Origin of the sequence: Aquibacillus salsiterrae (genome assembly GCF_028416595.1) — a bacterium.
Classification (GTDB): Bacteria; Bacillota; Bacilli; order Bacillales; family Amphibacillaceae; genus Aquibacillus_A; species Aquibacillus_A salsiterrae.
The window spans coordinates 23026-47118 of the sequence record NZ_JAMQKC010000015.1 but is presented as its reverse complement, the minus strand read 5'-3'; the positions used below and the strand labels follow the sequence as shown (position 1 = coordinate 47118).

The window sequence follows — 24093 nt, the reverse complement described above, 5'->3', positions numbered from 1 at the left end:
TATAAATGTTAATAGATGGAGGAATATCAAAATGAATTTGCCAAAGGATTTACGTTATTCAGAAGAACACGAGTGGGTAAAGGCTGAGGGAGAAAAAGTTCGAATTGGCGTTACAGAACATGCACAATCAGAATTGGGTGATATTGTCTTTGTTGAGCTTCCGGCTGTTGGTGATGAAGTTAAAGCAGAAGAACCATTCGGAAGTGTCGAATCAGTGAAAACTGTATCCGAACTCTATGCTCCAGTTTCCGGGAAAGTTGTTGAAGTTAACAAAAACTTAGATGATAAACCGGAGTTTGTCAATGAATCTCCTTATGACAAAGCATGGATGCTTGTTGTAGAACCTTCCGACCGTTCGCAAATCGACGAGCTAATGACCGCTGAACAGTACGAGGCAATGATTAATCAGGAAGATTAAGGTTTGGCCATAAGTTAATCTATTTCTATTAACCGTATGTGCATGATTTAATCATTAAACTAATACAATGATAATAGGAACCTGTTGTACCCCTCTGTTACATCACCGTAACAGGGGGTTATTCATAAAATAGGTGTAAGAGGTTGTAAGGAATATTTATTTCTTCATTAATTTATTATCTATTACTGAAACAGGGTGATCTAAATTGGATACGGTGAAGAAAGTCATTATTGTTGAAGGGCGAACCGATAAAAAGCAAATTGAAAAAGTAATTGAAGAAGATGTAGAAATAATTTGTACGAACGGAACTCTCGGAGTCGAAAGGTTGGAAGAGTTACTCATTGAATATGACCTTGATAACAAAGAGGTATATATTTTGGTAGATGAGGATGATTCAGGCAAGAAGCTAAGAAAGCAACTCTCGTTTGAATTGCCCCATGCTGAACACATTTATGTCGATAAAACCTTTCGGGAGGTTGCGGCTACTCCAGCATCGGAGCTAGCTACTGCTTTACTTAGCAGACGTTTTCAAATAAATCCATTATTTTTATTATAAGGTTGGTAGAAAATGAGAGAGATTAATGTTACTCAATTTGAGCAAGTGGCTAATCAGTCACTTGTATTTATTTTTGTACATACCCCATTTTGTGGTACGTGTAAACTTGCGAGGAAAATGCTTGAAACTTTGGAAGAGGTAAACGATAATTATCATTTTTTAACGTTAAATGGTGCGATAGCTCCAACGTTACTTCAGCAATTAAAAATCAAAAGCGTTCCTTGTCTTTTGATTATTGCAAACGGTCAAGTTGAACAAAAGATTTATTCGTTTGAATCTGTTACAAATATTTATCATCATTTACAATCGTTTACTAGGTAAAATGATTATTAAGATAAGTTATATCTTGACACATTTTTTTTATGCATGCTATCATTCTATTTGTGTAAAATTGAATACGTTACTTAATTATCTCTTATCAAGAGTGGTGGAGGGACTGGCCCAATGAAACCCGGCAACCATCAAGTTAACCCTTGGAAAGGTGCCAATTCCTAACGATGCAACTTGCTTTGACAGATGAGAGTACAGAATGGTATTGTGCGTCTTTCTGTGTTCATGCAGGAAGGCTTTTTTTAAAGAGAAGAAAGTTTAATAGGATGGGGAAGATAACAAAAACTTTTGCCAAAGCAAGGAGGGAAACAAATTGATATCGATTAAAGATTTAAGTAAGGTATTTTCACCGAATGGAAAAAATTCAATCCAGGCGGTAAATGGGTTGAGTTTAGATATCAACAAGGGAGAAATATTTGGCGTCATTGGTTATAGTGGTGCAGGGAAAAGTACTTTCATTCGCTTACTTAATCGGTTAGAAGACCCTACCGATGGACAAGTTATTATAGACGGTGAGAATATAACAGCATTACGAAAAAATGAATTGCGCTTGGCAAGGCAAGAAATTGGAATGATTTTTCAACATTTTAACTTACTGTGGTCTAGAACGGTCCGAGATAATATTGCGTTTCCATTAGAAATTGCGGGTGTACCAAAGCAAAAAAGAATGGAAAGAGTTGACGAACTAATAGGACTAGTTGGCTTAACTGGGAGAGAGGATGCTTATCCATCAGAGTTAAGCGGGGGTCAAAAACAACGTGTTGGAATTGCACGGGCATTAGCAAACAACCCGAAAGTATTATTGTGTGATGAAGCAACGTCTGCATTAGACCCAGAAACAACTAATTCCATTTTACAGCTTCTCGTTGATATTAATGAAAAGTTAGGTCTAACGATCATTTTGATAACACATGAAATGCATGTCATTCGCAAAATCTGCCACAGGGTTGCTGTGATGGAAGCTGGCATGGTCGTTGAACAGGGAGATGTACTTGAGGTTTTCCTTCATCCGAAAACAGAAGTGACTAAAAAATTTGTAGAGCAAATAATGGGTGACACAGAGCAGGAAGATGCACTTCATTTGCTTGCAAACCAGTTTACTACTGGGAAAGTAGTTAGATTACATTTTGTAGGAGAAGTTACCAATCAGGCGCTTATCAGTAAATTATCTAAACAGTTTGATGTGGAAGTGAACATATTACATGGAAAGATCACCCAAACACAAAAAGGGGCTTATGGTTCATTATTTGTTCATATGGATGGGAAGAAGGATGAAATAAGTAATGTAATCCGGTATATAACTTCCACCTCAGTAGAAGTGGAGGAGATTGATCATGCTTAGTGAACTATTTCCAAACGTAAAGCTAGATGAAGTATGGACAGCAACCTATGAAACGTTTTATATGACGTTAATTGCTATCTTAGGCACTTTCATCTTAGGTATTTTGCTTGGATTGCTGCTTTATCTCACTTCACGTGGAGGTCTTTGGCAAAATAAATTCGTTCATTTGCTTGTGGCAACATTTGTTAACGTGTTTCGGGCAATTCCATTTATTATCTTGATTTTGTTATTATTCCCATTTACTAAATTCTTAATAGGCACAATCAGAGGTCCAAATGCAGCTTTACCCGCTTTAATTATTGGAGCAGCACCATTTTATGGCCGACTTGTTGAAATTGGTCTAAGAGAAGTCGACAAAGGAGTAGTTGAAGCAGCTAAGGCAATGGGTGCCAAAACATCAACAATTATTTTCAAAGTATTGTTGCCTGAATCGATGCCAGCACTTGTGTCAGGAATTACCGTGACTGCTATTGCGCTGATTGGTTATACGGCTATTGCCGGTGTTATTGGTGCTGGAGGGCTTGGAGACTTTGCATACTTTTACGGATTCCAAAGACGGTCCTTTGATGTTGTTTTTATATGTACTGTATTAATTGTTATTATCGTATTTATTTTCCAATTTATTGGTGACACCATCTCAAACAAATTAGATAAAAGATAAAAATGTCATATTCCTTGTTATCATAATTTTAATACAATTGTGGCAAGGTAAATATAGAAATAATAAAAAGGGGAGCAAGACAAAATGAAAAAAATAGTAGGATTTTTATTTGCAGTGTTATTCATTGCAGTCTTAGCAGCATGTGGAACTGCAGAAGAAGAAGAGGGTCAAGAACTTGATAACAACGCAGGAACAGAAGAAAATAGTAGTGACACAGCTGAAGGGACAGATGAACCAGAGGAACTAGTAACCATCAAAGTTGGTGCATCTAGTACTCCGCATGCCGAAATTCTTGAAGAAGCAAAACCAATGTTAAAAGAACAAGGTGTTGATTTAGTTATTGAAGAGTACCAAGATTATATTTTGCCAAATGAAGATTTAGCTAATGGTGATTTAGATGCTAACTATTTCCAACACATTCCGTACCTAGAAGATCAAATGGAAGAGTTTGGCTATGACTTTGTAAGTCTTGGTGGTATTCATGTAGAGCCGATGGCCGTTTATTCTAAAAATATAACAAGTGTCGATGATATTCCTGAAGGTGCTGAAGTAATTATTAGTCGCTCAGTTCCGGATCATGGCAGAATTTTAGCGTTATTTGAAGCACAAGGATTAATTAAACTTGATGAAGAAGTGAATAAAGCATCTGCTACGGTAGACGATATTGTAGAGAATCCTTTGAATTTAACATTCTCACCTGATGCCGATGCTGCTTTCTTACCAGAAATGTATGAACAAGAGGGAGATGCACTAGTTGCAATTAATACCAATTATGCAATTGAGGCTGGTTTATCCCCAATAGAGGATTCATTATTTGTGGAAGGTGCTGACTCTCCATACGTAAACGTAATAGCAGCACGTGCAGAAGATGAGGACAATGAAGCACTTCAAAAATTAGTACAAGTCCTTCAATCAGAAGCTATTCAAAACTTTATCACTGAAACCTATAATGGCGAGGTAGTACCCGTCGGTGGAAAATAAAAATTAATCGATGAAATGTTAGGATTTTTAACAATAAAAGAGAAATTTGTTGTATTTGTAATGATGTGACTGTTATTTTTTCGTTTTTAATTAAAAACCGCACAATCAAGACCAAATGAGTCTGTAGCTACTTTGAGAAGAGGTCATTCATTTGTTACAATGAAACTGTCAAATCGAAGAAAGGGTGGATTCATTATTACTAGTGGTTTGGAATTAACTTATACCCCTGAAATGGAAAAGGCAATGCATCAATCGCATGGGGTTGGTTATGCAGAGTATGCTAGAAAGTTAAACCAACGTTTAAAGGTCGAAAAGAAACGTGAGAAAAGTCACAAACAAAGTCAAGAAGTGGTTAACGAAATGGATCGACAAATTCATCGATAAAATAAACAAGAGGGTGTCCCTTAGGGTACCCTCTTTCCATTTCTACTTTATTAGGAACAGTAAAATAATTATATAAATATAGGAAAAACTAGGTATTGAAGCTTGTTTGAATTTGTCGGTCTTTACTAACTAAAATGTTTAGAAAGCTGTCAAATGAACAGTCAAATTGTTGATAATAGATTCGAAATGATATAAGATTAGAATGAGAATAAATTGAGAATGGAACATTTCCATGTCTGCAATAATATAAAACACTTGTTTTGGAGGTATTAGCTATGGCAGGATCTACTTTAGAAATTAAGGATTTACATGTATCCATAGAAGATCAAGAAATTTTAAAGGGTGTAAATTTAACGATTAAGGGTGGCGAGTTCCATGCAGTAATGGGACCAAATGGAACTGGTAAATCGACACTTGCATCGGCAATCATGGGACACCCAAAATACGAGGTAACACAAGGAAGCATCTTACTTGATGGAGAAGATGTGTTAGAAATGGAAGTAGATGAGCGTGCAAAAGCAGGTTTGTTTCTGGCAATGCAATACCCAAGTGAAATTAGTGGCGTGACAACTTCTGACTTCCTCCGCTCGTCTATAAATGCTCACCGCGCGGAAGGTGATGAAATTTCTTTAATGAAATTCATTAAAGAAATGGATGCAGCAATGGACTATTTGGAAATGGATAAAAATATGGCACAACGTTATTTAAATGAAGGTTTTTCTGGTGGAGAAAAGAAACGTAACGAAATCCTCCAATTAATGATGATAAAGCCTGCAATTGGTATTTTAGATGAGATCGACTCTGGTTTAGATATCGATGCCTTAAAAGTAGTATCAAAAGGTATTAACAAATTACGTAGTGAAGAATTTGGTTGCTTAATGATCACCCACTACCAACGTTTGTTAGACTATATCACACCAGATTATGTCCATGTTATGATGAAAGGGCGCGTCGTAAAATCAGGTGGTCCTGAATTAGCACAACGCTTAGAGGCAGAAGGCTATGACTGGATTAAAAAAGAATTAGGAATCGAAGACGAAACTGTAGAGCAAAAAGCGTAGTAAGGAGGGGTTGTATGACTGTGGATACAAAGCTACCATATGATAAGAATTATGTAAGTACTTATTCAACAGGCCGTAATGAGCCAGACTGGATGACATCTTTACGACTTCGTGGGTTTGAATTGGCTGAAACACTTCCAATGCCAAAGCCAGATAAAACGAATATCACGAAATGGAATTTTGATACATTTAAGCATCATGTGGAAGGGGCAAAGCTTCAATCACTTGAAGAGCTTCCGGAAACAATTAAAGTATTTGTCGATGTTAAGAATAAGAACAATAATTTAGTGATTCAACGAGACCAAATCAATGCGTATCAATCCCTTTCTTCGTCACTTCAGGAAAAGGGTGTCATCTTTACAGATATTTTTACAGCTCTGAAAGACCACGCTGATTTAGTGCAACGGTACTATATGCAAGACGCTGTTTCAGTTGATGAAAATAGACTAACAGCAATACATGCTGCATTAATGAACGGTGGAGTGTTTGTCTATGTTCCAAAAAGTGTCGTGGTTGAAGAGCCACTTCAGGCCATTTTCTGGCAAGAGGACTTAGAAGCTGCATCTTTTAACCATGTAATTGTGGTGGCAGAAGAAAATAGCTCACTTACTTATGTGGAAAATTATATTTCCCATAATACGGAACAAGAAACAGTAGCAAATATTGTGACAGAGGTTATCGCGCATGACAATGCTTCTATATCTTTCGGTGCAGTTGATAATTTTGCAAAAGGTACAACTGCCTATATTAACCGTCGTGGTGTAGCTTACCGTGATGCGTCAATTGATTGGGCACTAGGCCAAATGAACGATGGGAACACTGTTTCGGAAAATATTACGAATTTAATTGGTGATAACTCACACTCCAATGCAAAGACAGTAACTGTTGGACGTGGAAAGCAATCACAAAACTTCACTGCAAAGATTGTCCACTATGGTAAACAATCAGAAGGTTATATTCTTCAACACGGTGTAATGAAGGATGATGCTTCCTCTATCTTTAATGGTATTGGGAAAATTGAGCACGGTGCAACGAAATCAAATGCTGAACAAGAGTCACGTGTCTTAATGTTAGATAAAGGCGCAAGAGGAGATGCTAACCCAATCTTACTTATTGACGAAGACGATGTTACTGCTGGACACGCAGCTTCTGTAGGCCGAGTAGATCCAGTACAATTGTACTATCTAATGAGTAGAGGGATTTCGAAGCAAGAAGCAGAACGATTAATTATTCATGGTTTCCTTGCACCGGTAGTAAACGAGATTCCGATTGCATCGGTAAGAGAACAACTCACTGAAGTGATTGAAAGGAAAGTTTACTAATGGATGCCAAAGAAATCCGTAAACAGTTCCCAATCCTAGACCAAGAAATAAATGGTAACCCGTTAGTATATCTTGATTCGGCTGCTACATCACAAAAGCCAATTCAAGTGATAAAAGCATTAGATGAGTATTACAAACAAGACAATTCAAATGTTCACCGAGGTGTTCATACATTAGGTACACGAGCCACTGATAAGTATGAGGGAGCAAGAGAAAAGGTTCGTAACTTCATTAATGCAGAAAGTACAAAGCAAATCATCTTTACACGTGGAACGACGACTGCAATAAATACTGTTGCCTATAGTTATGCTCGTGCAACTTTACAAGAGGGCGATGAGATAGTTATTACCACGTTGGAGCATCACAGTAATATTATTCCGTGGCAACAGGCAGCAAAGGCAACAGGAGCAACACTAAAATATATTCCCATGCAGCCGGACGGGACATTAAGCTTAGAAGATGTCGAACAAACAATAACTGAAAACACAAAGATTGTTGCGATGATGCAAGTATCGAATGTCCTTGGAACAATCAATCCAGTTAAAGAGGTTGCTAAAATTGCCCATAAAAATGGAGCGGTAATGCTTGTTGACGGTGCACAAGCTGTACCCCATATGGCAGTTGATGTGCAAGATTTAGATTGCGATTTTTATGCGTTTTCTGGTCATAAAATGTGTGGTCCAACTGGAATCGGTGTTTTATATGGTAAGAAAGAATTATTGGAACAAATGGAGCCTGTTGAATTTGGCGGAGAAATGATTGACTTTGTTAACCTTTATGACTCAACATGGAAAGAGTTACCGTGGAAGTTTGAAGGCGGGACACCAATCATAGCAGGAGCAATAGGCTTAGGGGCTGCGATTGACTTCCTTTCCGAAATTGGAATGGAAACAATTGAGGCGCATGAACACAAACTAGTAAAATATGCAATGGAACAAATGAAAAAGATTGAAGGCTTAACGATTTACGGGCCTGAAAATAGAGCTGGATTAGTCACTTTCAATTTAGACACGGTTCATCCACATGATGCAGCGACTGTTCTTGACTCACAAGGGATAGCTGTGAGGGCTGGTCACCACTGTGCACAGCCGTTAATGAAATGGTTGGATGTAACGGCAACTGCAAGAGCAAGCTTTTATTTATACAATACGGAGCAGGAAGTTGATCAATTAGTAACTGCATTAGCTAAAACAAAGGAGTACTTCGGTGATGTCTTTTGATAACCTTGATACACTATATCGTCAAGTAATTATGGACCATTATAAGAACCCACGTAACCGTGGAGCATTAGATAATGACTCCCTAACAATTGATATGAATAACCCGACGTGTGGTGACCGGATCCAGTTACACTTACAAATAGAAGATGGAAAAGTAGAAGATGCTAAGTTTGAAGGAGAAGGCTGTTCGATAAGCCTTTCCTCTGCTTCGATGATGACACAAGCAATAAAGGGTAAAAGCGTCGATGAAGCATTATCATTGTCCAAGATCTTTTCAGATATGATGCTTGGCGAAAATCCGAATGAAGATGATATTGACTTAGGGGATATTGAGGCACTTCAGGGTGTTTCTAAGTTTCCTGCGCGTATCAAATGTGCAACATTAGCATGGAAAGCAATGGAAAAAGGAATTGACGAACAAAAGTGAGGCTCGTTTAAAGGGATTGGGTCGAACCTAATGAGGAGGTTTTAGTCATGGCAAAAAAAGCGCCTGAAGTAGGAGAATACAAATATGGCTTCCACGATCGAGATATTTCTATTTTTCGTACAGAAAAAGGTCTAACAAAAAAAATTGTCGAAGAGATTTCTCGTATGAAGGAAGAACCACAATGGATGCTTGATTACCGCCTTAAGGCATTGGAGCAATTTTATAAAAAACCGATGCCACAATGGGGTGGAGATCTCTCAGAATTAAATTTTGATGAAATCACTTACTATGTAAAGCCATCAGAACGGTCTGAGCGTTCTTGGGATGAAGTACCAGAAGAAATTAAAAATACGTTCGATAAATTAGGAATTCCTGAAGCGGAACAGAAATATTTAGCGGGTGTATCTGCACAATATGAATCGGAAGTAGTTTATCATAACCTAAAAGAAGATTTACAAGAACTAGGTATTGTCTTTAAAGATACTGATACAGCACTTAAGGAAAACGAAGATCTATTCAAAGAATATTTCGGGAAGGTTATTCCTTCTGCAGATAATAAGTTTTCTGCACTTAACTCGGCTGTTTGGTCTGGGGGTTCATTCATTTATGTGCCAAAAGGGGTTAAAACAGACATTCCTTTACAAGCATATTTCCGAATTAACTCAGAGAACATGGGACAATTTGAGCGTACGCTAATTATTGTTGATGAAGATGCTTCCGTACATTATGTAGAAGGCTGTACCGCGCCTGTTTATACAACAAATTCCCTTCATAGTGCTGTTGTTGAAATCTTTGTAAAGAAAAATGCCTACTGTCGTTATACAACCATTCAAAACTGGGCAAATAATGTGTATAACCTAGTTACCAAACGCGCCATTTGTGATGAGAACGCAACGATGGAATGGATTGATGGTAATATTGGTTCTAAGTTAACGATGAAATATCCTGCGGTAATCCTTAAAGGTGAAGGGGCGCGTGGTATGACGCTTTCAATCGCCTTAGCAGGTAAAGGTCAACACCAAGATGCTGGAGCAAAAATGCACCATTTAGCACCGAATACTTCTTCTACAATCGTGTCTAAATCTATTTCAAAACATGGTGGAAAGGTTACGTATCGGGGTATTGTCCACTTTGGACGTAAGGCAGATGGAGCACGTTCAAACATTGAATGTGATACACTCATTATGGATAACAAGTCTACATCAGATACAATTCCATATAATGAAATTTTAAATGAAAATATTTCGCTTGAGCATGAAGCGAAGGTATCTAAGGTTTCCGAAGAACAACTATTTTATTTAATGAGTCGTGGCATCTCTGAAGAAGAAGCTACAGAAATGATCGTTATGGGCTTTATTGAGCCATTTACAAAAGAGCTCCCTATGGAGTATGCTGTAGAAATGAATCGCCTCATCAAGTTCGAGATGGAAGGTTCTATTGGATAAATAGTAGCATAACTTTTATAATAAAAGAGTCCGAATTTTTCGGGCTCTTTTGTTATATTGTTTTTTCGATATAAAGGGAAAAAATATCACTGTTTTATGTATAAAGTAATAGAGGTGTATAGATCAATCATTTGTTGATACTGTGGGATTCTTGCTTTATTCTGGTATGCAAAAGGTGGAGTGTATTCCATTTAATAAAATTACGCCTGATTTACCAGGGATTAGTTTCTATATAAACTGTAGAAGGTTGGATTATCTATCCTATTATTTCAAAACATGTTGGTGTGTACATGTCTCCGATTAACCTTTGCCAACTTGTTAAAACTTTTGTCGGTAAATGAGGGGAGTTTAGACTTTGAAAGAAAAAATGTTTTTTTATTATACGAATGATTTACATAGCCATTTTGAAAACTGGACTAAAATTGTCAGTTATTTTGAAAAGCAAAAAAACATCCGAAAAAGAGGAAATGAATCGTACTGGCTACTTGATATCGGTGACCATATCGATCGTTCGCACCCGATAACGGAAGCAATGATGGGAAAGGCAAATGTACAATTGTTGAACCACGCGGAATATAACCTTGCTACAATAGGTAATAATGAAGGCATTACACTTGATTATAACGATTTGTTTCATTTGTATGATGAGGCCAATTTTGAAATTGTTTGTGCCAATTTAGAAAGTACTAAAGGACAAAACCCAGCCTGGTTAAAAACATCAACCCAGTTTATCTCTCCAAGTGGCCTGAGAATAGGTTTGTTTGGTTTAACTGCTCCTTTTAATGCATTTTACAATTTGTTAGGATGGCATATTAATTCGCCGAACGAGGCAATAGATTCGGTGTTGTCAGACCTTCGTCATGATAATGACATTGTTGTGTTACTTTCGCATCTAGGGATCAATGAAGATGAAGAGATAGCACGACAGTATCCATCAATTGATGTAATTATTGGGGGCCATACGCACCATCTTTTTAAAGATGGTGAATACATTGAAAATACACTACTGACAGCAGCAGGAAAGCATGGTCTTCATGTCGGTGAAGTTATTTTAACTTGGGACCATGAGCAAAAGAAATTAATTGAAAAAGAAGCTTATGCTATTAATATTGACCATCAGGTTGAGCATGCAGAGACAAAGAAACATTTAGAACATTTAGATGAAAACGCGTGTCAAACACTGGACCAAACAATTATATATTTGGAAAACAAATTAGAGGTAAACTGGTTTGACGAAACATATCTAATGAATAAACTAACGGAAACATTACAGGAATGGACAAAGGCGGACTGCGCCATGTTGAATGCAGGTGTCTTATTAAACTCACTTGGACCTGGTAAAGTCACTTCTCGGGATGTTCATCGTATCTGCCCACATCCAATTAATCCATGTTTAGTAGAACTTACAGGTCATGAGATCCTTGAAGTCATTAGGGTTAGTTATACGAAAGCGTTTATGGAGTTAGAATTAAAAGGTTTTGGATTTAGAGGGAAAATGATTGGTAAAATGATATTTTCAAATATAGATGTTTTAGCAAAACAAAGACAAAGCGGTGAATTCCAGGTTATCGATGTAAAGATAAACGGTGAACCACTGTCCTTGGACAAAGTGTATAAGGTTGCAACCGCAGATACGTTTACATTTGGACCACTATTGCCAGAAATTGCCCGTTCCAATTTCAAAGAGTATTTCATGCCAGAGTTTTTAAGAGATCTGCTTATTCATACTTTGAAAACAAAAATTTAATGTTTTAATCACAAAACACTCTTTTCCCCATATATTGTAAGGAGAAAGGAGTGCATCTATATGATGTCAGTAAAGCCAATTATGATTGAAAATCATCCTTTTACTGCAATTCATGTACAGCTACCTAAAACAAACTTATTAATTGTTTCAAACGATGTCGGCTACATTATGTGCGGCGCATTGGACGTTGATTTATTGAATGATAAGCTTGCTGAAAGAAAAATCGTCGCAGCTAGAGCTACGGGTGTAAAGACCATCGAGCAGCTGCTTGATGCACCATTAGATAAGGTTACAACGGAAGCAAAAAACAAAGGCTGGCAGGAAGGTATGAATGCAAAGGAAGCTTTGTTAAAAATAGCGGAGTAAAGTGCAGGGTTAGACCGATTTTGGTTTAACCCTTTTCGCTTAAGTTTAAAAGATAAGAAGTCTCCCTTCCCTTCCCTTCCCTTCCCTATTCTAGAAATAGCGTTTTTTGTTAGTTTTTGTCAAATGATGTATAATTTTGTGGCCACTTCTGTGTTTCTCTGGTAGTATTTAATTAAGGCGTCAATTGATATTACTGTAGTTAGGAGAACAATATGAGACTAGTAGCTACCAAAACCATACATGAAGGTACAGAGCTTGCAAAAGCTATTTATAGCGATACAGGACGGGTCCTGATTCAAAAAGACATGAAGCTCACCAACAAGATGATTCAGCGCTTGCAGCAGCTAGGTATTACATATGTCTATATCAAGGACGCCCTTACTGATGATATAATCATAAAGCCACCAATTCCTGATGAACTTAGATTGGAGGCAGTTCAGATAGTGAAAAATTCGTTTGCTGATCTACAAACAAACGGATATCAAAAACATGCTTACATATTTTCCCGTGTCAGTGAGAAAATGAGTAAAATAGTCAGTCACATTATTGATGAAATCAAGAATCAAGAAGAAGTGTTGTCGATTCTTTCTGATGTAATCATTAGTGATGATTACATCTTTAGCCATTCGATTAATGTAACAGTTTACGCCTTAGCATTGGCTACAGAATTAGGCTTACCTCAACAAAAATTAGAGCATATTGGATTAGGGTCTATGCTACATGATGTAGGAAAGGTTTCTATTCCAGAGGGGATTCTTCAAAAGAAGGAAAGATTAACAGATTATGAATATGAGATTATCAAAACCCATACAGTCGAAGGGTTTAACATGCTAAGAAAGTCCGGTACTATACCACTACTTGTGGCGCATTGTGCCTATCAGCACCATGAAAGACTTGATGGCTCTGGTTATCCAAGAGGGATAGTCGGGCAAGATATCCACTTCTACGGTAAGTTACTTGCTGTCGCCGACGTGTTTGATGCTGTTACAAGTAATCGGGTCTACCGGGACGCATTGTTGCCACATGAAGGGTTAGAAATCTTATACTCAGGATCTGGTCGGTTGTTTGACCAAGACCTTGTACATGCCTTTCGAAAAACAATTGCTGTTTACCCTAATGGAATAACTGTCGGACTAAGCGATGGACGCTCAGGTATAGTCGTAAAACAAAATAAGCACTTATTAGAACGACCTGTTGTTCGGATTGTTAAAGAATTTGGTGAAGAGATTATTCCTTATGATGTTGATTTGTCGAACTTATTAAATGTTACGATTACGTCGTGTCATTCTACTTTAGAAAATTCATTAAAATAAATTCTAACCCCCTGTACAAACGCATAATGTTTTTTGAGGGGGTTTTTACATTGAGAAAAAGGGTACGAATAAGAAAAAGAATGACACCACCTCCGATGAAAAATATTATTGTCATAACAATGATTTTCTTCTTTGTGTTTACTTTTTTAGGATTAATCATTGTTAATAAGGGAATAGAGCCCAGACTTAGAGAAATTGCGGAGGCAAAAACAAATCAATTTTTAACTATTGCAGTAAATGCTGCGTTTAGTAAAAAACTAAACGATGAGCTGGGCGATGATTTGATTAAAATATCATATACGAACGATGGCTATGTAGCGAATGCGAGTGTTAATAATAAGGTAGTCAATGAGGTTTTACGAGGGACAACGAATCGAGTTGAAAATTTTCTAACAAGTCTTGAGAACGGTACCCTACCTGAAGCGGGAGAAACGCTTGATGTAGAACTTCAAGAGGAAGTATCAAACATCGAAACGGTTAGAGGCGACCCAACGCTTATTGAGATTCCGCTTGGACAAATTTTTGGTCTTAGTGTACTTGAAAATTTAGGACCAAAAATTCCGGTATCCTTTCATGTGATTGGAAATGTCCGTTCAGAACAGGTGTTATCCGTAGAGGAACCAGGTATCAACACAAAAATAATGGTTTTAACGATTAAATTAACAGTCAATTTGCAAATCGTTTTACCTTTTTCATCTGAAACTACTCAACTAACTCAAGAAGTACCTGTTGCAACAGAATTAATTGAGGGGGATGTCCCAGAGTTCTTTAATGACTCAAACGGAAATGGTGGAAATGCTGATTTCTCCATTCCGATTGACCCATTGCAGACTCCATAGTACCTTGGTATAATACAAGGAAAAGGACAGTAATAGATTTAATTACTATTACTGTCCTTTTCCTATGTGGTAAATTCAGGACAACACCGCACAACATGTATGAGCTTCTGACGAGAAAAACAAATGGCGCGATAAATGTAAAAATATATCGATTTTTCTTTGACATAGGAGAATAGTCTAGTTATAATACTCTAATATCAGAAAAAAATAAAAATTTAAAACATTCATTCGTGTCGATGGACATAGTGTTGTAAAGATGAATGTTTTAACAATAAAAAATGAAAGGGGAAAACCTGATGGAAAAACGTTCGCAATGGGGAAGTAGACTTGGTTTCCTGCTTGCTGCTATGGGTTCAGCAATAGGTTTAGGAAACATTTGGCGTTTCCCGGCAACTGCTTATGAGAACGGTGGGGGAGCATTCTTTTTACCTTACTTATTTGCATTACTTACTGCCGGTATTCCACTACTAATTATGGAATACACAATCGGTCACAAATTTAGAGGATCCGCACCAAGGTCATATGGAAAGATTAGCAAAGGGATGGAATGGCTTGGTTGGTGGCAAATAGCTGTATCGTTTATAATCTCAACTTATTACCCAATTATTATTGCATGGGCATTTATGTACACTTATTTTTCTTTTGGGCAAAGTTGGGAAAAGGCAGACAGTGCTACAACATTCTTTGTTACTGATTATTTACAATTAGCTGATGCTGGTACATTCGGTTCGATCGTTCCAAGTATCCTCATACCACTAATTTTAGTATGGGCAATCGTATTATTTTTCTTAGGTCGTGGTATTAAAAAAGGGATTGAGGTAGCTAACAAAATTTTCATTCCAGCACTACTCGTTATTTTTCTTATTATTGTAGTTCGTGCTGTTACGTTACCAGGTGCTTTTGACGGGCTAGACGCCTTTTTCAAGCCTGATTGGTCATCCATTTTTGATGGTAAAGTGTGGGTTGCTGCATATGGTCAGATCTTCTTCAGCTTATCTATCGCTTTTGCTATTATGATTACTTATGCATCTTATTTACCAAAAAAGTCAGATATTACAAATAATGCTTTCATTACAGGTTTTGCTAATTCTTCATTTGAATTGTTGGCTGGTATTGGTGTGTTCGCAGCCTTAGGATTTATGGCTAACCAAACAGATCAAGCTGTTTCAGATGTAGTAAGTGGTGGAGTAGGTTTGGCATTTATGGTATTTCCAGAAATAATTAGTCAAATGCCTCTACCTGGATTGTTTGGAGTTTTGTTTTTCTTATCTTTAGTGTTAGCGGGACTTTCTTCGATGATTTCTATTTCAGAAACATATATTGCTGGTGTCCAAGAGAAATTTAACATTTCTCGTGGGAAGTCTATTACTTATGGTGGTGGACTTGCAGCGATTATTTCATTATTTTTTGCAAATCAAGGTGGACTTAACTTATTAGATACAGTAGACCACTTCGTCAACAACTATGGAGTTGCATTATCAGGTTTATTTGAAGTTGTTGCCATTGCTTGGTTTGCTAAATCATTAAAAGATTTTCAAAATCATGCTGACGAAATTTCTGATATTAAATTAGGTCGATGGTGGAGAGTTTCGATTGGAATTATAACACCAATTGTTCTAGGTTTTATGATGATTCAAAATCTTCGCTCTGAGATTATTGGTACAATTGACCCAGAAACTGGTGAACGTTTATTCTATGGTGGTTATCCAATTGAATATTTATTTAACTATGGTTGGATAGTTTCGATTGCTGCAATGTTTGTAGGAGCATTATTCACATTAAAAAAATGGCCAGCAAACGCAGATGATGAGAATTCTGAACGAGCTCAAAATAAGGGGGTTTCCAAATAATGTCAACTGGGGCTGTTGTTATGGGGATTATTGGTATTGTCGTTATTTGGGGTGGTTTAGCAGCAAGTATTGTTACAGCTGTTAAGGCTTCAAAATCAAATTAAGCCTATTTAATGAGACGCTTGGGGTATATGGTCAATCCCCCAAGCGTTTTTACTTGCAAGTTAAGCAAGTAAAAAAAATGCAAGAGCTTTTCTTACCTTTAACGAGTTTTTCGTGCTTGTCTCTCCCACTTTTTAAGGTATGGATATGGATCAAAGGACCATTCAGTTGTACCAGTATCTTTATATATCCCATAATGTAAGTGTGGCGGGAACTTACCAGAGGTGCCTGGTGGCCCGTAGCCTGTTGCGCCGACAGAACCAATCACGTCTCCTGGTTTTACAATGTCACCTACTTCAATACCTTTTTGATACCCATTTAAATGGGCAAAGTAGTGGTATCGTCCATAAATATCTCTTATGCCAATTCTCCAGCCACCAAATTTGTTCCATCCTTTAAGTTCTACCACGCCGTAAGTAGTTGCTTTAACAGGAACACCGTAATTTGCGAAGATATCTGTTCCTTCATGGATTCGCCTTCCACCAAAACCTCTGGCATCTCCCCACGTATTCTTGTAGCTATAATTGTATTGAAGAGGAATTGGAAAATCAGTTTCGTTTAATTCAATCGTATTAAACTTTTTGTAGACTTTTGCAATATTTGTAATTGTTTGGACGGAAAGCTCTCGATGATAATAATTCCATATAGCAATTTTAAAATCTTGTTCTGTTTTTCCGTATTTACTTATCCATTTTCCGATAGTATATAATATATCCTCATCATCAGTTGGATCAGCAAGACCATCTCCATTTCCATCCTTGCCGATTCCAGAAAACATAGCAATCCAACCAGAATGAACACTTTGACTAGGGTTAGCGAAACCAAACCACTTTTCTTTAGGTATGGTTATCGATATATAATCATCAGAAGCTGTTTCCTTGTTGATATTTCTTTCGTATTGATCCATTGCAGCAAAATAATACCAGGGAATCATGGTAAGTGCTTCCGACTTTTTGTAAAGTGCCATTCGATTTTCAACCATATCGTCGTTTTTTTCTTCAGCACTAACCATCATTGGAACTGAAAAAAAACTAATGATTACAAGGAATGGAAGTAGCTTTATCATGTTGAACCTTAACCCCCTATAAAGTTTCTGATAGTACTATTCTGTATCAATTTTGTAAAAAAATGAATGGAAAAAGCACCCTTTATCGTCTGGATAAGATAAAGGATGCCTTTAAGATTTAATCCATTAAACCTTTATAATGGTTTTGATCGTCTTCATTATCATAGTTTTCATTACTATCATTTACTGGTTCACCTTGGGGAGCTTTCTTCATTTCATCAATAATGGTTTGCAGTGTATTTTCGTAATCGTCATTAACCGTTAGTGAGTTTTGTAAACTTTGGATATCCTTGAATGCTGTTGGTTGATCAGAGACATATACATGGTAAAACCGTGGTAATACAGATAGTGCTGTTTTCTTTGCAATTGTTGCTGCTTTTTCGCGCTCCATTTCTTCGGGTTGATTGTATGCAATTAGCACTTCTTCATCTGTCACAAGTGTTGCAACATCTTCAAAATTGTCGTTGCTCAATATTAATCGGGTAATAATATCAGCCATTTTGTTCCGGTCGATACCAACGTAGTGAGTATTTTCTGTGTTAATTTCGTCTTCATTGTAGCGTACATACCCTAATTGGGAAGTAATCTCTTCGTCATTCCGGTTTGACGGTGCTTCATATTGATCCAATTCATTTTTTTCGTTTATAGTTCGATCTAATGCGTCTCCAGCTTCATCATTGGTTGCACAACCTGTGACTAAAATAGAAGTGAAAAGAATCGAAGTAATAATCGGTTTTAATTTCACCTTATCTACCTCCTGATTTTATTTCTCCCCATTTTATATTGTGACGTTTGCTTCGGCGAATCATGCTAGAAAATATTACCCTTTATTTGCAGTGTTAATGAAGAAGTTGTGGTAAACTACAATTATTAGTAAGGAGTGAATGAAGCAGTGGTTGAAATACAAGGAAATAAATATGAGTTGGTAGCAGAGGTTAAAAATGGATTCCAAATCGAAGCATTTAAAGAGAGATATAGTGAAATTCTAACTAAGTACGATTTTATTTTAGGGGACTGGGGTTATGAGCAACTCCGTTTAAAAGGTTTTTATGATGATCAAAATCCTAAAGCATCTTTTGATACGAAAATAAGTACTTTAGACGATTATTTGTATGAATATTGTAACTTTGGTTGTGCTTATTTTGTCGTTAGACGATTAAAAGGCTAAATGCTTAGAACCATAAACCTCCTTAGTATATCGATTGACTAAGGAGGTAAACGGGAAGATTATAATACTTGTTTAATAAGTTCTCTTAACTCCTCCGCATCTATTTCTGTGTAGTTTAATGTATGCTCAATGTATCCTTCCTCATCAATTACTTTACTTTTTGATATAGTGATAAATCTATTTTGGTTGATGTCAAGAATAAATATTTCATCCTCTGGTGCTTCTGGATTAATAATCGCTAAATCATAGCGATGGAATTCACCCATAATGCTAAGAAATCTTATTTTCCCGTTGACTGTCGTATCTTTAAGCAATGTATGATTGTTCATGCTATCCCTCCGAATTTACTTATATAGCCACCAAGCCTTATTCCTTATCATTTATCATTTATAGAACTTAGTTGATTTATTCCAATCTCAAACAATCCATGATATGATTTAACCAATCAAATGGTATTTAAGGAGTTTTTTCATGTATTTTGTAGATAGGAAGAAAATTGAAAAGACGTTACTTTTTCTCGAAGGATTACTCCAAGAGTCGGAAAATCACACGTTTAACTCTTTTATCGAAAAGCTTAGCCTAGAAAGAATGATCCATCTCTCCATTGAAGCAATATTAGATGTCGGTAATATGATGATTGATGGATTTATAATGCGTGACCCAGGTAGCTTTGAGGATATAATTGATATTCTAATTGATGAAAACGTTCTTCCATTAAGCGATGCCGATTGCTATAAAGCAGTAATCAAATTGCGGAATGACTTAGTTAAGGATTATCTTCAAATTGATCATGACCACCTCTTTAGCACATTTCGTGACAACAAAGCTGTTCTTGAAAATTTCAGTGGTCGAGTTAGGGATTATCTGTCTCGTGAAACAGGGGTTGTAACTGCTTTTTCCGGTGATTAGGAAGGAGGTTTTGTTTTGATAAATAACTCTTCCGTAATCGACGGTCACAAGAGCTGAAAAGGAACATAAAGAAGCTGAAGCTTACTTAGATGATTGCCAATCCTTTGAAGATAGGGTACATGCACTGGCCACATTACAAGAAACAAAAGGATATATGACAGAGCTTCATACCTCAAATGATTCGTTTATTTTAGAACAATTTAATTGTCCATTATCAACAGTGGCAGAGGGATATCAAGCTATATGTAAAATAGAAGCAGATTTGTTTGAAGCAGTGTTAGGAGATGTAGGTTGTATGACAAAAGGCTCTAGATGCTGTCGTTTTTTAATTGAAAAATTGAAAAGAAAAAGGGTGTAATCCATACAATTACATCCTTTTTTTTATGGTTCCTTTGAAACAAGTCTACTAAAGAATCATACCTCCATTAAGTAAGTTTTTACTCGAAAGATAAGCAAGTATAAAAAAACCAAGAGCTGTCTAACCAGTCGCCTGCGCTTTTCTTAATCCGTTTTTCACCTATTCCCACACCATTGATTCAAAACTCAAGTTATTTCTAGAAAATGCCTACACCTAATCGAATAATAGGGGATTTTCTTAGACAAGATGAGGAATTTCCCTGATTATCTACGATGATTATTTCCTTTACACTTAGTTATAGTGAATCGTATGAAACACACTAAAAAGCTAGTGAGGGGATATCCAATGGAAGATGTAAAAGTTTCTCAAACTGTAAGAAATCAACAATCAATTGATCGAGCCTTCGCATCTCATTATGGAAAATCAATGTTCCTTGCGATTATAGGGTTACTAATCCTAACGTTTATTGGAACTAGAATGTTTACTCATGTAGATTTAAATCTATATGGTTATATTGTCGGAACAATAGTATTTATTGGAGGCTTCTTTTATCGGTTTATTTCGTGGGGAGAGCGCCCTCCAACAAAAGTTATAATTAAAAAAGGTATTAAATTACTGTTGCGTAAAAACACACCAAAAACATCTGTGGAACAGTTAGCAACCTATCGTTTTATTTGGAATAGGGGAATTTACCGATGGACTCAACATATTCTTATTGGTTGGGGCTGTGTTCTTGCCATTCTAGTAACTTTCCCACTTGTATTTAGCTGGATGTATTTCACCATGCAAGAAAATGGCATGTACACGATTGTATTGTTTGGTATGGATTTAATGGTTGTTCCGGCAGATGGCTTTATCGCATTTATGTCATACAACGCATTAAACATTAGTGCAATTATGGTAATCATTGGCGTCTGTATGGCGTTGTATCGTCGATTGAGAAATTTACAGGCGCGTGCTGAACAACAAGTGATTTATGACTTTCTACCACTTTATTTACTTTTATTCATCAGTATTACAGGGCTAACGTTGACCGTTCTTAATCTGTTTTTTGAAGGAAAAGGACAATACGTTATGTCACTCATTCACCAGTTTTCCGTGATTGTCACGTTAATCTATATGCCTTTCGGAAAACTTGCTCATATTCCGTTTCGCCCTCTAAGCGTATTTGCGAGAAACTATCGTGAACATTACGGAGAAAAATCAATGCAAGCATGTAAAGTTTGTGGGACTGGATTTGTATCAACAGAACAATCTCAAGACGTTATTAACGTGTTAGGTGAAAATAACTTAACGTTCGATATGAAAGAGGGATTTAATCTAGCTGAATTATGTCTCCCTTGTCGAAGAAAATATCGCATCTCTAGATTTTCAGGGTTTCCAACCCATGAGGTATCAGTGAAGGAGGCAAATCAAAATGCAAAGGGATAAATTTTTTCGTGAAATAGAGAATGTCAATCATCCAAATGAGAAATTAGTAAAGACACACTGTAGTTACTGTGGAATGCAGTGTGGGATGAATTTACGTGTTAATACTATAACCAACAAAATTGTCGGAGTAGAACCAAGATACGATTGGCCAGTAACAGTAGGAAAAATGTGTCCGAAAGGTGTAACGGCCTATCAACAGACGAATCATAAAGACCGAATTTTAAGACCATTAATCCGAGATGACAAATCACTAAAGGGTACGAAAGAAGGCTTCCGTGAAGCTAGCTGGGAAGAAGCCTATGACTTAATTGCTAAAAACTTTAAGAGGTTACAAGATGAGTCTGGAAAAGATAGTTTATCTGTTTTTAGTGGAGTTTCGATGACAAATGAAAAGTGTTATTTAACTGGGAAGTTTGCACGGGTTGCAATGGGTACAAGATATATCGATTATAACGGTAGATTTTGTATGTCGAGTGCGGCTGGTGGCTTCCTTAGATCATTTGGTGTCGACCGTGGCTCTACATTACCATGGACAGATATACATGAGACAGACTGTTTATTTATTGCCGGAAGTAATACAGCGGAATGTCATCCAACTTCCATGTTCCGTGTTTGGGCTGTCCAAGAAAGAGGGGGCTATTTAATCGTAGCTGACCCTAGGGAGACGCCAATTGCAAGACGTGCAGATGTTCATTTAGATTTGCGTCCAGGAACAGATTTAGCACTTGCTAACGGCATCCTCCATCTATTAATTAAAAATGGGTACACAGATGAAGCATTTATTAATAAGCATACGAATGGATTTGACGAAACTAAAGAGATAGTCAAAGAATTTACGCCAGAATTTACGAGTGAAATAACGGGTGTTGCAGTTGATAAAATTGAACGCGCTGCAGAAATTTACGGGAAAGCTCCAAATGCTATTGTTATGTTTGCTCGTGGGATTGAACAACAGCATAAAGGTGTCGACAACGTTTCTGCGTATACGAACATGGCATTAGTTACAGGCAAAATCGGACGACCAAAAGCAGGCGTTGCTACGTTTACAGGTCAAGGTAATGGTCAAGGTGGTCGTGAACATGGTCAGAAATCAGATTTACTCCCTGGTTACCGAAAAATATATGATAAAGAAGCAGTTGAACACGTTAGTGGTGTGTGGGGGATTAACCCAGAAGATATGCCACAAGCAGGTGTGTCTGCTTATGAAATGTTTGAACTAATGACTGAGAAAACAATTCGTGGACTATATTTACTTTGCTCTAATCCAGCAGTTTCTGCTCCAAATCTAAATTTTGTTAGAAATGCCTTGAAAAATTTAGACTTTATGGTTTGTAGTGATTTTTATCTGTCTGAATCGGCAGAGTTTGCAGATGTTATTCTTCCATCTGTAACGTGGTCAGAGGATGAAGGAACTGTAACTAACTTAGAGGGAAGAATTATTAAAATTAACAAGGCACAAGAACCGCTTGGCGAATCAAAGCCAGACTGGCAAATTCAAGTAGAATTAGCCGAAAAGTTAGGGAAAGGAAAACACTTTTCCCATTTGAAAACAGCCAAGGACGTTGCCGAAGAGTTTCGCTTAGCATCAAAAGGCGGTAATGCTGATTACTATGGAGCAACCTGGGATAAAATCGATGAACAAGACGGAGTATTTTGGCCATGTAAAGATGCAGATGATAAAGGGACACCACACATGTTCTTAGATAAAAAATTCTATCATCCGGACGGCAAAGCAAAGATTTGTGCATTACCTTATCGTCCGCCAGCGGAAGAACCTTGTGAGGATTATCCACTTCGTTTAACAACTGGCCGTGTAGTCTATCACTATTTATCTGGAAACCAAACGAGAAGAATCAAATTTTTAAAAGATATGTGTCCGGATCCATATGTTGAAATTCATCCAAAAACAGCAGAAAAATATAACATTAACCATGAAGAAATCGTTCGATTGTTTACTCGTCGTGGTGAAAGTAACTATAAAGTGAAAATTACTGAGGCGATACGAGAGGATACAGTGTTTGTTCCATATCATTTCGGACACGAACAGTCTATCAATCTATTGACAATTGCAGCACTTGATCCAATATCAAGAATGCCAGAATTCAAGGCATGTGCTGCCCAAATTGAGAAACTTAAATCTGGGAAGGTGCTTTAAATGACTTTTACAATCAGAGAACCAAAACAGACGGAAACAGAAACGGAAGAAAGAAGAAGACTCTATATGGAGTTAGAAAATTGTATCGGCTGCCGCTCCTGTTTGGCAGCTTGTACACAATGTGGTGGCCATGAGCAAAAAAATAGAAACTACGTGTATGATGTCAATCCACTAGTAAATCGAGAAACCATGCCACTTATGTGTTTACACTGTGTTGATCCAGCCTGTGCGAGAAGTTGTCCGGCTCAAGCCATTCAAATCCATGAAACTGGGGCAGTGTTATCTGCATTAGTTGAAAAATGTATTGGCTGTCAAAATTGTACAATCGCTTGTCCATATGGAATACCTAAATTTGATGAAGAAGAAAACTTGATGTACAAGTGTGACTTATGTATCGACCGTACTAAAGATAATATTCCTCCAATGTGTGCGAGTGTATGTCCGACGAATACGCTTCAATGGTTAACAGAATCGGAAATTGAAGTAAAACAAAGTAAAAATGATGTCGGAAACGATAAATGGGTGACTAGCATGCCTTATCTTGAAGGTGAAACAAATGTAACTGTTAACTTACCAGGTATATTACAAGGTACGGTAAAGCTATTTTAAATAGATTAAAAGTATAAAAAGATCAAAGACCAC

Annotated in this window: 26 protein-coding genes and 1 riboswitch; of the genes, 23 read left to right on the top strand and 3 right to left on the bottom strand. The window is 37.0% G+C overall.

The window, feature by feature from the left end:
* Positions 1 to 31 precede the first annotated feature (31 nt).
* The 18 genes from gcvH (at position 32) to NC799_RS13335 (ending at position 16366) form a co-directional block, all read left to right on the top strand.
* On the top strand, positions 32 to 418 hold the full coding sequence (gcvH, locus tag NC799_RS13420; protein ID WP_272446953.1) for a glycine cleavage system protein GcvH: 387 nt from the start codon (positions 32 to 34) through the stop codon (positions 416 to 418).
* A gap of 205 nt (positions 419 to 623) precedes the next feature.
* Positions 624 to 974: a toprim domain-containing protein gene (locus NC799_RS13415; RefSeq protein ID WP_272446952.1), complete on the top strand. Its 351-nt coding sequence runs from the start codon at positions 624 to 626 to the stop codon at positions 972 to 974.
* A 12-nt stretch (positions 975 to 986) separates the two neighbouring features.
* Complete coding sequence (locus NC799_RS13410; protein ID WP_272446951.1) at positions 987 to 1295, top strand: thioredoxin family protein; 309 nt, start codon at positions 987 to 989, stop codon at positions 1293 to 1295.
* 91 nt (positions 1296 to 1386) lie between these two features.
* Positions 1387 to 1497: riboswitch (SAM riboswitch) on the top strand.
* A gap of 120 nt (positions 1498 to 1617) precedes the next feature.
* Complete coding sequence (locus NC799_RS13405; RefSeq protein WP_272446950.1) at positions 1618 to 2646, top strand: methionine ABC transporter ATP-binding protein; 1029 nt, start codon at positions 1618 to 1620, stop codon at positions 2644 to 2646.
* The gene (locus tag NC799_RS13400; RefSeq protein WP_272446949.1) at positions 2639 to 3307 is read left to right on the top strand and encodes a methionine ABC transporter permease; all 669 of its coding nucleotides are present in this window, start codon (positions 2639 to 2641) and stop codon (positions 3305 to 3307) included. The genes NC799_RS13405 and NC799_RS13400 overlap by 8 nt, the downstream gene beginning before the upstream one ends.
* Positions 3308 to 3391: 84 nt before the next feature.
* Complete coding sequence (locus NC799_RS13395) at positions 3392 to 4288, top strand: MetQ/NlpA family ABC transporter substrate-binding protein (protein WP_272446948.1); 897 nt, start codon at positions 3392 to 3394, stop codon at positions 4286 to 4288.
* Positions 4289 to 4420: 132 nt separating this feature from the next.
* Positions 4421 to 4672 carry a hypothetical protein gene (locus NC799_RS13390; RefSeq protein ID WP_272446966.1) on the top strand — a complete coding sequence of 84 codons (252 nt, stop codon included), beginning with the start codon at positions 4421 to 4423 and terminating at the stop codon, positions 4670 to 4672.
* A 275-nt stretch (positions 4673 to 4947) separates the two neighbouring features.
* Positions 4948 to 5733 carry a Fe-S cluster assembly ATPase SufC gene (sufC, locus tag NC799_RS13385; protein WP_272446947.1) on the top strand — a complete coding sequence of 262 codons (786 nt, stop codon included), beginning with the start codon at positions 4948 to 4950 and terminating at the stop codon, positions 5731 to 5733.
* A 14-nt stretch (positions 5734 to 5747) separates the two neighbouring features.
* Positions 5748 to 7055, top strand: a complete 1308-nt coding sequence (sufD, locus tag NC799_RS13380) for a Fe-S cluster assembly protein SufD (RefSeq protein ID WP_272446946.1) — start codon at positions 5748 to 5750, stop codon at positions 7053 to 7055.
* A complete protein-coding gene (locus NC799_RS13375) occupies positions 7055 to 8275 on the top strand; it encodes a cysteine desulfurase (RefSeq protein ID WP_272446945.1) in 1221 nt (406 codons plus the stop codon). Before sufD ends, NC799_RS13375 begins: the two co-directional genes overlap by 1 nt.
* Positions 8265 to 8702 (top strand): Fe-S cluster assembly sulfur transfer protein SufU, encoded by a 438-nt coding sequence (gene sufU / locus NC799_RS13370; RefSeq protein WP_272446965.1) that lies wholly within the window; start codon positions 8265 to 8267, stop codon positions 8700 to 8702. The genes NC799_RS13375 and sufU overlap by 11 nt, the downstream gene beginning before the upstream one ends.
* A gap of 47 nt (positions 8703 to 8749) precedes the next feature.
* Positions 8750 to 10147, top strand: a complete 1398-nt coding sequence (sufB, locus tag NC799_RS13365) for a Fe-S cluster assembly protein SufB (RefSeq protein WP_272446944.1) — start codon at positions 8750 to 8752, stop codon at positions 10145 to 10147.
* A gap of 355 nt (positions 10148 to 10502) precedes the next feature.
* Positions 10503 to 11894, top strand: coding sequence for a bifunctional metallophosphatase/5'-nucleotidase (locus NC799_RS13360; RefSeq protein ID WP_272446943.1), 1392 nt, complete (start codon positions 10503 to 10505; stop codon positions 11892 to 11894).
* A gap of 60 nt (positions 11895 to 11954) precedes the next feature.
* On the top strand, positions 11955 to 12260 hold the full coding sequence (locus tag NC799_RS13355; RefSeq protein ID WP_272446942.1) for a YunC family protein: 306 nt from the start codon (positions 11955 to 11957) through the stop codon (positions 12258 to 12260).
* Positions 12261 to 12472: 212 nt separating this feature from the next.
* Positions 12473 to 13573, top strand: coding sequence for an HD-GYP domain-containing protein (locus NC799_RS13350; RefSeq protein WP_272446941.1), 1101 nt, complete (start codon positions 12473 to 12475; stop codon positions 13571 to 13573).
* Positions 13574 to 13623: 50 nt separating this feature from the next.
* Positions 13624 to 14412 (top strand): sporulation protein YunB, encoded by a 789-nt coding sequence (gene yunB, locus NC799_RS13345; protein WP_272446940.1) that lies wholly within the window; start codon positions 13624 to 13626, stop codon positions 14410 to 14412.
* A gap of 296 nt (positions 14413 to 14708) precedes the next feature.
* Entirely contained in the window at positions 14709 to 16262 is a 1554-nt protein-coding gene (locus NC799_RS13340) for a sodium-dependent transporter (protein WP_272446939.1), read from the top strand.
* The gene (locus NC799_RS13335; protein WP_272446938.1) at positions 16262 to 16366 is read left to right on the top strand and encodes a methionine/alanine import family NSS transporter small subunit; all 105 of its coding nucleotides are present in this window, start codon (positions 16262 to 16264) and stop codon (positions 16364 to 16366) included. Before NC799_RS13340 ends, NC799_RS13335 begins: the two co-directional genes overlap by 1 nt.
* Positions 16367 to 16464: 98 nt before the next feature.
* On the opposite strand, the gene NC799_RS13330 is transcribed toward NC799_RS13335, so the two are convergent.
* Positions 16465 to 17430, bottom strand: coding sequence for a M23 family metallopeptidase (locus NC799_RS13330; protein ID WP_272446937.1), 966 nt, complete (start codon positions 17428 to 17430; stop codon positions 16465 to 16467).
* 118 nt (positions 17431 to 17548) lie between these two features.
* Positions 17549 to 18175 (bottom strand): YhcN/YlaJ family sporulation lipoprotein, encoded by a 627-nt coding sequence (locus NC799_RS13325; RefSeq protein ID WP_272446936.1) that lies wholly within the window; start codon positions 18173 to 18175, stop codon positions 17549 to 17551.
* Between the two features lie 147 nt (positions 18176 to 18322).
* On the opposite strand from NC799_RS13325, the gene NC799_RS13320 reads away from it, so the two are divergent.
* Positions 18323 to 18598 carry a YutD family protein gene (locus NC799_RS13320; RefSeq protein ID WP_272446935.1) on the top strand — a complete coding sequence of 92 codons (276 nt, stop codon included), beginning with the start codon at positions 18323 to 18325 and terminating at the stop codon, positions 18596 to 18598.
* A gap of 59 nt (positions 18599 to 18657) precedes the next feature.
* Here the strand turns inward: NC799_RS13320 and NC799_RS13315 are convergent, their stop codons facing one another.
* The gene (locus NC799_RS13315; protein ID WP_272446934.1) at positions 18658 to 18927 is read right to left on the bottom strand and encodes an SAV0927 family protein; all 270 of its coding nucleotides are present in this window, start codon (positions 18925 to 18927) and stop codon (positions 18658 to 18660) included.
* Between the two features lie 142 nt (positions 18928 to 19069).
* On the opposite strand from NC799_RS13315, the gene NC799_RS13310 reads away from it, so the two are divergent.
* The 4 genes from NC799_RS13310 to NC799_RS13295 all read left to right on the top strand — a co-directional run bounded on the left by NC799_RS13310 (position 19070) and on the right by NC799_RS13295 (position 24060).
* On the top strand, positions 19070 to 19507 hold the full coding sequence (locus NC799_RS13310; RefSeq protein WP_272446933.1) for a DUF86 domain-containing protein: 438 nt from the start codon (positions 19070 to 19072) through the stop codon (positions 19505 to 19507).
* 703 nt (positions 19508 to 20210) lie between these two features.
* Positions 20211 to 21296, top strand: a complete 1086-nt coding sequence (locus NC799_RS13305) for a hypothetical protein (RefSeq protein ID WP_272446932.1) — start codon at positions 20211 to 20213, stop codon at positions 21294 to 21296.
* Positions 21283 to 23451: a molybdopterin oxidoreductase family protein gene (locus NC799_RS13300; RefSeq protein WP_272446931.1), complete on the top strand. Its 2169-nt coding sequence runs from the start codon at positions 21283 to 21285 to the stop codon at positions 23449 to 23451. Before NC799_RS13305 ends, NC799_RS13300 begins: the two co-directional genes overlap by 14 nt.
* Positions 23452 to 24060: a 4Fe-4S dicluster domain-containing protein gene (locus NC799_RS13295; RefSeq protein ID WP_272446930.1), complete on the top strand. Its 609-nt coding sequence runs from the start codon at positions 23452 to 23454 to the stop codon at positions 24058 to 24060.
* The last annotated feature ends 33 nt before the right edge of the window (positions 24061 to 24093 follow it).